8 protein-coding genes are annotated in these 8,806 nt (G+C 61.9%); 5 read left to right on the forward strand and 3 right to left on the reverse strand.

Annotated elements, in window-relative coordinates; translation table 11 throughout:
- Positions 1 to 239: 239 nt before the first annotated feature.
- Positions 240 to 1,003, reverse strand: a protein-coding gene (locus tag OBACDRAFT_RS27170; RefSeq protein WP_088179341.1) for an IS5 family transposase whose coding sequence is annotated in 2 segments (ribosomal slippage) — positions 240 to 631 and positions 631 to 1,003 — 765 coding nt in all. Because the reading frame shifts where the segments join, the coding sequence is not laid out codon by codon here.
- A gap of 283 nt (positions 1,004 to 1,286) precedes the next feature.
- On the opposite strand from OBACDRAFT_RS27170, the gene OBACDRAFT_RS24025 reads away from it, so the two are divergent.
- The 4 genes from OBACDRAFT_RS24025 (at position 1,287) to OBACDRAFT_RS24040 (ending at position 5,781) form a co-directional block, all read left to right on the forward strand.
- A complete protein-coding gene (locus tag OBACDRAFT_RS24025) occupies positions 1,287 to 3,581 on the forward strand; it encodes a cation:proton antiporter domain-containing protein (protein WP_043589657.1) in 2,295 nt (764 codons plus the stop codon).
- A gap of 158 nt (positions 3,582 to 3,739) precedes the next feature.
- Positions 3,740 to 4,180: a helix-turn-helix domain-containing protein gene (locus OBACDRAFT_RS27175; protein WP_081722322.1), complete on the forward strand. Its 441-nt coding sequence runs from the start codon at positions 3,740 to 3,742 to the stop codon at positions 4,178 to 4,180.
- 228 nt (positions 4,181 to 4,408) lie between these two features.
- Entirely contained in the window at positions 4,409 to 4,837 is a 429-nt protein-coding gene (secG, locus tag OBACDRAFT_RS24035) for a preprotein translocase subunit SecG (RefSeq protein ID WP_081722324.1), read from the forward strand.
- Complete coding sequence (locus tag OBACDRAFT_RS24040; protein ID WP_081722323.1) at positions 4,837 to 5,781, forward strand: outer membrane lipoprotein-sorting protein; 945 nt, start codon at positions 4,837 to 4,839, stop codon at positions 5,779 to 5,781. Before secG ends, OBACDRAFT_RS24040 begins: the two co-directional genes overlap by 1 nt.
- 38 nt (positions 5,782 to 5,819) lie before the next feature.
- Here OBACDRAFT_RS24040 and OBACDRAFT_RS24045 read toward each other — a convergent pair whose 3' ends face one another.
- Together OBACDRAFT_RS24045 and OBACDRAFT_RS24050 are read right to left on the reverse strand one after the other, a co-directional pair.
- Positions 5,820 to 6,233: a hypothetical protein gene (locus OBACDRAFT_RS24045; protein ID WP_043589658.1), complete on the reverse strand. Its 414-nt coding sequence runs from the start codon at positions 6,231 to 6,233 to the stop codon at positions 5,820 to 5,822.
- 9 nt (positions 6,234 to 6,242) lie between these two features.
- Complete coding sequence (locus tag OBACDRAFT_RS24050; protein ID WP_232767746.1) at positions 6,243 to 6,752, reverse strand: Asp23/Gls24 family envelope stress response protein; 510 nt, start codon at positions 6,750 to 6,752, stop codon at positions 6,243 to 6,245.
- Between the two features lie 178 nt (positions 6,753 to 6,930).
- Between OBACDRAFT_RS24050 and OBACDRAFT_RS24055 the strand changes: the two genes are divergently transcribed.
- Positions 6,931 to 8,517: a BNR-4 repeat-containing protein gene (locus OBACDRAFT_RS24055; RefSeq protein ID WP_232767748.1), complete on the forward strand. Its 1,587-nt coding sequence runs from the start codon at positions 6,931 to 6,933 to the stop codon at positions 8,515 to 8,517.
- Positions 8,518 to 8,806: the final 289 nt, after the last annotated feature.

The following is an 8,806-nucleotide window of genomic DNA, read 5'->3' on the forward strand; positions in this document are numbered from 1 at the left end:
GGGGGGGGGGGGTATTTTTTTAACTACCAATGATTTACGTAACATCCCTCTTGCATCTTCCGAGGCAAACCGCAGCGCGACGCTTGCAGAAGTCGTTGCGGAAGTAGTGTTGCGGTTGGGCATGTTGCGGAGAGCGAGCAGCGCGATACGGAAGTGAAGGGCAGATCGTAACACATCAAAGGAGGCAGGTGAAGCCGGGCAAAGACCTGACTCCGGGAAGCAAACGCTAGAGCGTGTAGTCACGAGATTGAAGCCCAGAGGATGGCACACCTGAATTGGACGGCAGCGAGGAAAGAGGAGGCTCGTTTTGCGTATCGGGTTGCGATGCCGCGCCATTGCTTGAGTCGTAGGAATGCATTTTCTACCAGATGCCTGATCCGATAAAGATAAGGGTCATATTCGCGTTGTTCTATGCGATTGGTCTTTGGAGGAATCTGCGGGCAGATGCCTGCGGCCTGCGCCATTTCGATGATGGCGTTGGTGTCATATCCCTTGTCGGCGATCAGATGGTCTGCGGCAATGCCTTCAATCACCCTGCCAGCCTGTGTGCAATCAGCCGTGGAACCCGCTGTAACAATGACTCGCACCGGCATACCATGCGCATCCACGGCCAAATGTAGTTTGGTGTTTCGCCCCCTTTTGTCAGACCGATCGCCTCGTTTCCACCTCTGGCTCCCGCCGCATGCGGATGGATTTTGACATGACTGGCATCAATCATCAGCCACTCAAAATCGGGCTCGTTCATCAGTTCCGACAACAGGCGCTCCCAATGCCCCTTGTCTCTCCAGCGACAAAAACGCCTGTGCGTGTTGCTCCACCCTCCGTAATCCTCTGGAAGATCCCTCCAAGGCGCACCAGTGCGTAAAATCCACAGAACCGCGTTGAGGAACTTGCGGTTGTCCTCCGCCACCCCTCCCCACGCTCCTTTCCTTCCAGGTAGCAGCGGCTCCAGAACGCTCCAAACTCGGTCCGAAATGTCGTGACGGTGTTGATCTTTCGCCATGCTGACATTCTCCATCACGAAAAAAAACAGTCAACCTTATCTCGTGACTACACGCTCTAGTTTTCTCCTCCGCGCCGCGCCCATCCGGAAGAGGACGGAGGAGCGGCGTTGACAATAAAATCCCGCCGCTCCCTGGCATCGGTTATTTCCGTAAAAGCTGGAACTGTGCGTTGACATGCACGGAGAGGGAGAGTGCCCTCGCCTTTACCGACGCAGACTCGGGTGAGATGAAAACCGAACCGGGGTTTCATACAGAGGCTCGGCGGGACTTTCCTCTATTTATATGGATAGCGCAAATTTGATCAAGGATCTCGGCACCGTGCTGCTCGCTGGCGGTGTGGCCGGGGTTATCTGCAAACGCATGGGACTCTCGGCCATCGTCGGTTATCTGCTGGCCGGCATGGTGATCGGGCCGCACACGCCGCCATTTTCACTGATAGCCGAGGAGGAACGAATAAAAGAGCTTTCGGAGGTGGGCTTGGTGTTTGTGATGTTCGCCATCGGCCTGCACCTGAGCCTGAGCAAGATGGGCAAGATGGGTCTGGCCACCATCGGGGCGACGTTCCTGGGGGCGTTTTTCATGCTCAATTTCACGCTGATCCTCGGGCACTTCCTCGACTGGACGGCGATGCAGAGCATGTTCGTGGCGGCGATGCTGATGGTGTCCAGCTCGGCGGTGATCGCCAAGTTGATGCAGGAATACAACCTCAACCACGAACGCGCGGCGCAGATGGCGCTGGCCATCACAATCGTGGAGGACGTGGTGGCGGTCATCATGCTGACCTTGCTGGTGAGCCATGAGACAGGCGGCGGCGGCGTAGGCGGCGTGATCGGGGTGCTGGGCGCATTTGTCGTGCTGCTGATCGGCGGCGGTTTGCTGCTGATGCCGCGCGTGCTGCGCCGGCTGGAGGCCAGGGGAGACCCGGAGTTGCAGACGGTGATCGTGGCGGGCTTGCTGCTGCTGTTGTCGTTTTTCACGGTCAAGGCGGGTTACTCGCTGGCGCTGGGAGCGTTCTTGTTTGGCGCGATCGTGGCGGAGATGCGTCAAAAACACGCCGTCGAAAAATCGTTCGAGAGCATCCGGTTTTTGTTCAGCAGCGTGTTCTTCGTTTCCATCGGCATGATGATCGACCTGGGGCAGCTCAAGGAGGTGTGGCTGACGGTGTTGATCCTGTGCACGTTCTCGCTGGTGTTTCGTCCCATCGCGTGTGGGTTCGCGCTCATTCTGGTGGGCATCGCTCCGCGCGAGGCGCGGCGGGGGGGGCTGCTGCTGACGCCGCTGGGCGAGTTCACGTTCATCATCGCGGCGGCGGGCATCGGGGCGTCGATCCTGCCGCAGTCGTTCTATCCGCTGGCGGTGTCGTTGTCGGTGCTCACGGTATTGATAACGCCGATACTCAATCGCTATGCCGATCCGATCCTCAAGTTTGCCGACGAGGTGGAGCCGCGCTGGGTGACAAAGGCGATCACGGCCTACCACGGATGGTTGAGGCAACTCCAGTCGCGTCCGCCGTCCACGCTGGCGTGGAAGCTCTTGCGCGGGCGGGCGTTCCAGGTGGCTCTGGAGTGCATGTTTGTTTCGGGCCTGTTGATCTTCTCCAAATACATCCTGGCGTGGCTGGAAACGACGGTGGTGGCGGTGTGGCTGGAGGGGACGACGTTGCGCTACGTGTTCTGGAGCGTGATGGCGGTGTTCGTCCTGATCCCGGTGGTGGCGGTGTGGCGCAATATTTCCGCCATTGCGCTGATCACGGCGGAGGCGATTGGGGGGGCGGATGGCGACCGTCGCCGTCTGCCGAAGCGTCTGATCGAGAGCAGCATCAAGGCGTTGGGCGGCTTGGGAATGCTTTATTGGTTGTACGCGGTCCTGCCGGTGGCGGCGCTGCCGGGCTGGGGCTGGGCGGTGATCGCGGGCGCGGGCGTGGTGCTGGCGGTGGTGTTTTCCAACCGGCTGGTTTACTGGCATAGTTCGTGGGAGAACTCGTTGCACGAGGTGCTGGCCGAGGATGCACGGATGCCGGAGGAGGTGCGCGCGGAGGCTCGCGTGGCGCTGGACGAGAGTTTGGGCGCGTGGAAGCTGCGTTTGGAGGAGTGCGTGGTGCCTGATGCGGCGTCCTACGCGGGGCAGAGTCTGGCGCAGTTGGCCATCCCTTCGCGGTTCAGTTGCTCGGTGCTCGAAGTGGAGCGCAACGGGCATCTGATTACGGTGGCGGGGTCGGATTTGCGGCTGTATCCGGGGGACAAGATTTTGTTGCTTGGCCCGTCGGAGAAACTCGAAGAGGCGCGCGAGTTCCTGCACGCCGTGAAAAAACACGAGGTGGGGGAAGGCGAGTTTGGCGGCTCGGTGCTGGAGACCTTTGTGCTGCCGACCGCGATGCCCGCCGGGCGTTCGCTGGCGGACTTGCAGATCGCGCGCGACACGGGCGTGCGCATCGCGGGCATTCGGCGCGCGGGCGATCAGATCATCAATCCCACGGGCGCGCATACCATTGAGCCTGGGGACAACCTGTTGGTGGTGGGGTCGCTGGTGCAGTTGCGCGCGTTTGGCCAGTGGGTCAAGACGCTGGCCTCTTCTTGAGGACGACCCGCCAGACGCGGCGCAGCCGCGCCCATCCGGAAAGGTGGTTCTTGGCATGAGGCAGGGGCCGGGCGTTTTTTCGGGGGCGGGTTGCGAAAATCGGCGGGTTGGGTGGAGTGTGCCGCTTTCCGCCGGTCCGGCGCGTTTCACTCCGCTCTATGAAGATCCTGATTGTTGACGACCCAAGGTCCGCCAGTCCCGCTCTGGTGCGGGCGATCAGCGCGGACGGGCACGAAGTGCATCGGGCAGGCGGCGGGGATTGCGGAGCGGCATTGAAACGGCTTCAGGAGGAACGTTACGACTTGGTGTTGCTCACATTCTCGCCGGATGGCGTTGACCGTCTGGATGTCATCCAGCGGATGCTGCGCGCGCATGGAGGGACGAGCGGGGCTGGGGCGGAGGTGTTGCGACTGGCGTCATGCGAAGCGCCGGAGGTCGTGCTGGGGTCGCTCATCTCGCTTGATGAGGTGGAGCGGGTTCATGCCGGACGGGTCATGGCGCGCACATCGAGTCTGGAGGAGGCGGCGCGCATCCTCGGAATCGACGCAGCCACGCTCTACCGGAAACGGAAGCGCTGGTCGGGAGGGCGGGTCTCCTGACCCGCCAGACGCGGCTTCGCCGCGCCCATCCGAAAACGCCTTCCCCAAACAAAACCCGATCAAAAAACGTCCCTTCCCCCCCCCCCCCGCCTCATCATCCACTTCCAGTATATCCAACCGGGAGCATCCGTTGCACGAAAACCATTCCATTCGCGTCCGAAATATCATTTCCGTGCTAATCACGGACATTGACATCGGTTGGCGAGGATGGTCTTTTCACCGTTTTCCATGTCCATTGTCATCTGGCTCCTGACCTTTGTCCTTATCCTAGTTTGCGTGTTCCTGATCCTCGTCGTGCTCATGCAAAAACCCAAATCCGACGGCGGCATGGGTGCTGCCCTCGGCGGCGGCATGACCGAGGCCACCTTTGGCGCAGACACCGGCAACGTGCTCACCAAAGCCACGATCCGGGCCGCCATCATCTTCTTTATCCTGAGCTTCGGGCTCTATCTGGGCCACATCTGGCAGAGCAAAACCGTCCGCAATCGCGGCGCGCTCCCCACGATCCCCGCTGCCGAGGCTCCCGCCGAGCCCGCGACCAGCGCCACGCCCGCCACCGTTCCGGATGCCTCGGCCACGACCATCACCGCCGAGCCCGCGAAATCCGACGCCCCCGCTGCCGCCGCAGCAGGTGCGGAACCCGAGGCCAAACGCTGATGTCGGTCTCGCGCAACGTGCGAGTCGCCAATTCCAGTCTCCCAGCCCTCCTCTCCAGTTTTTCAAGGCAGGCAATCCGTGTGGTTGCCTGCCTTTTGTTTTGCGCGGTTTTCGGTCTGGCCTTCATGGCTTCCACCGCGATGGGCCAGCCGCGCGGGAATTTGCCGGAGGCTCCCTACGCGCAGTTTTCGCCGCCCGACCAGGCGGAGGGCCGGGCGATCCTGACTGAGTTTCGTGGCAAGGGAATCGCGGGGGAGTTTTTTCTTGAGTTCGTGCTGCGCGTGCTGCCGCGCCGTGGCGACGAGGTGGTCATTCCGGGACGAATGTGGGGCGGGCGCAATGCCCGCGGTCCCATCTCGCGCATCGCGGTGAAGCCGGCGGAGGGACAAGGGAGGCAGGCGGGTGAAACGCGTCTGCTGGTGCAAGGCGGCGCAACGCCCCAGGCTTGGATGTGGCGCGAAGGACAGGGGGGGAGGGGGGGGCGGATGCTGGAGCCAGAGGCGTTGTTTGACCGGATCGCGGACACGGACCTGACGGCCTTCGATTTGCAGATGCAGTTCTTGTATTGGGATGATTTTACGTTCGAAGGCGTGAAGCGGCTCAAAAGCAGGCCGGCGCATGTGTTTTTGCTAAAACCTCTGCCGGAGATCGCGGCGCGGCAGCCGACGCTCAAGAGCGTGCGGGTGTATTTGGACACCCAATTCGGCGCGCTGGTGCAGGCGGAGCAACTCGGGGAGAAGGATCAGGTGCTCAAGGTGATGTCGGTCGTGGAACTGAAAAAGATCGGCGACCAGTGGATTGTGAAGTCGATCGACCTGCGCGACGAGACGACGCGCAACAAGACACGTTTTCAGGTGACGGGCGCGGCGTTGTCGCAGGATTTTTTGCCGCGGGTGTTCGAGCCGGGTTCGCTGGGCGAGGCCTTGCAACCGCCGCGCTACTAAGAGGAAACCTCTGAAAAAAAACGGTTTTTAGAACTTTCCTAAAAGTCTTTCTTCGGGATGACGACGCCGATGACTTTGATCTCGGTGCGGCCGATGTCGGAGATGCCGAGGTTTTGGCGGTAAATTTCGGCGATCTCCTGCTCAAGGTATCCCTGAATGGCGTCGAGCTTGGCGTCGGGGCGGACTTTGAGGCGGAGTTGGGTATGGAATTTGCCGTCGCTGTGCGTGACCTCGGCCCGGGCCCAGGCAATGCCGTTGACCTGCATGCAGCAGGCTTCCAGCAGACGGTGGATCGCATGTTTGGAGATTTCGAGTTTGCCGGTTTCCTTGTCCGAAAGAACCAGCGTGCGCTGGCGCAATAGCGCGGCGAGGAGAAGGCACAGCACCGAAGCTGAGATGAGCAGCAGCCACAGGGGAATGTTGTGAACGAGGTCTTCGAGATGGGTGATCATTGGGAAATTTTAATTGGCATCGGGCCAGGCGTCGTCGCCGGAGCTGGCTGCTTCCGAATCGGCGGCGCCGGGGAGTCGCACGCCTTCGATGATGACATCGACTTTGGCAACGTCCTTGCCGGTCATGGCGATGATCTGCTTGCGCACGGAGAGTTGCACGTCGTAGGCGGTCTTGCCGATCTCGGAGCCGTAGGAAATGACGAGGCGCACCTCGATGACGTAGGCTCCTTCGCTGTTTTCGGCGACGCGGACGCCGCGGTGATCGGCTTCGCGCTTGGCAAAGAGTTCGGTGATGCCGTCCACGATGCCGCCGCCCACGCCCGCGACGCCGGGCACTTGGAGCGAGGCGAGCCGCACGATGCTGGCAATCACGTTGTGGTTGATTTTGATGTCGCCGAGTTCGGGCTGGTCATCGAAGCGCGAGGCGGGAGTGAATTCGGTGGAGTCTGTGGGCTCGGTGGGCTGCATGGTCGGCGTGGTCGCGTGGTGGTGCGTCGGTTGGCGAAGGAGGGCAGTCAAGGCGGGTGTCCCCGTGGCTGGCAATCCTTGAACGTCCAAGGTGTTCGCGTCGTGAAAAAAAATGACAGCGATACACAATCCCTCCTGCTTGCCCGGCGAGGCCGCGGTGGGGTTAAATGGCGGGCTTATGTCATCCGCTCAACCTTCCGGCCGTCCCGCCTCTGTTTCCTCTCCTGTTTTGTCATCCGCCCGTTCCCTCGTCTCGCGCGCTGGAGTCGCGACTCTCCTGCTGGCCTGCGGCCAGGCGGCGGGATCAGGAGCGCCGGTTGCGGCCACGTTTGCCTACAACTCGAAAAAACCCGCGGAGACACCCCTCTTCCCGGAAGGAACCATTGCCCAATCCGTCCGCGCCGACGGCTACCGGGGCATCTGGTTCACACTCGGCTTCAAATTCGAATACGGCGACAAATACTCGGGCGGGCTCGGCACCTACACGGCCAACCACCAGCCGATGGCGGTTTACGCGCCAGCGGTGAACAAGACGTTTTTCACTTGGGGCGGCACGACGGCGCGAAACCGCCGCCAACTGGTCATCATGGTGTCGAGCTACGATCACGCACGCGGCACCGTGCCGCGTCCGGTGGCGCTCTACGCCGACGTCTCGGTGGACGACCCGCACGACGACGCTTCGCTGCAAATCGACCGCGCCGGGCACATCTGGGTGTTCAAGAGCGGACGCGGCAAGCACCGGCCCGGCATCATCTTTCGCAGCACGCATCCCTACGACATCGGGGAGTTTGAATGCGTGGCCCGGCAGGAATTCACGTATCCGGAAATCTGGCACGGCCCCGCGGCGTCAGCATCGGCGTCGGCGGACGGCGACGGTTTTTTCCTGCTCTTCACCAAGTATTTCAAGGGCACGAAAAACGGCGCGGCGCGTAATCTTTTCTGGAAGACGAGCGCTGACGGGCGCACTTGGAGCGAGGATCATGCGCTGGCGGCCTTTGGCGGACATTACCAGACGAGCGGGCGCTGGTCGGGCCTTGCGGCGGACGGCAGCGGGCGGCGTATCACAAAATACGCTACATTCTTCAACTATCATCCCGAGAGTCATGTGGACCGCCGCACCAATCTCTACTACGCGCAGACGATCGACGCCGGCAAAACCTGGACCACCGCCGACGGCATCCCGCTCGCGCTTCCGTTGACCGCGCCGGACAACCCGGCGCTCCTGCTCGACCTGAAATCGCAGGGGAAATTCATGTACACCTGCGACCTCAATTTCGACGCCGCGGGCAATCCCATCCTGCTCTGCATCGTGAGCCGCGCCGGCGAACCCGGTCCCAAGGGCGACCCGCGCGAGTGGACTCTGCTGCACTGGGCCGGCGCCAAGGACGGCAAAGGCGGGAAGTGGGAAACGCGCGTCATCACGCAGTCGGACCACAACTACGACATGGGCAGCATCTACGTGGAAGGCGACGAGTGGCGGATCATCGGTCCCACCGAGACGGGGCCGCAGCGTTATGGCACGGGCGGCGAAGTCGGCTTGTGGGTCAGCAAGGACGCGGGACGCACTTGGGCACGCGAGCGCCGGGTGACGGACGGCAGCGAATTCAATCACAGCTACGTGCGCCGACCCGAGAGAGCAGCAGGGGGGGGGGAGGGGCCGGGTGATCCGTTCTTCGCGTTCTGGGCCGACGGCAATCCGTCGAAACTCAGCGAGTCGCGCCTGTATTTTACGAACTCCGACGGCAGCAAGGTCTGGCGTCTGCCCTACGAGATGACCGGCGACGAAGCCGCGCCGGAAGAGATCGGGAAAAACTGAAAGCCCGTGGTTACGCAGGCAGCGCCAGGGAGGGCTGGATATTTGCCAAGGTTGGAGGGCGGGTCTCCTGACCCGCCAGACGCGGCATAGCCGCGCCATCCGGAAAGGCGGTGCTTTGCACCGTCGGCGGGTCAGGAGACCCGCCCTCCAATCTTGGCTGCAATCTGCCGTTACCATCAGTGAAACGTCCGTTGGAAACCGCTGCTCCTTGGCCCCAAAAAAAACGGCAGCCGCAAATGAATGCGACTGCCGTTGAGGAAAACGTGTGTGTGGGGGGGGGGGGGGGGGG

The sequence above is a fragment of the Geminisphaera colitermitum TAV2 genome, from assembly GCF_000171235.2.
Taxonomy (GTDB): domain Bacteria; phylum Verrucomicrobiota; class Verrucomicrobiia; order Opitutales; family Opitutaceae; genus Geminisphaera; species Geminisphaera colitermitum.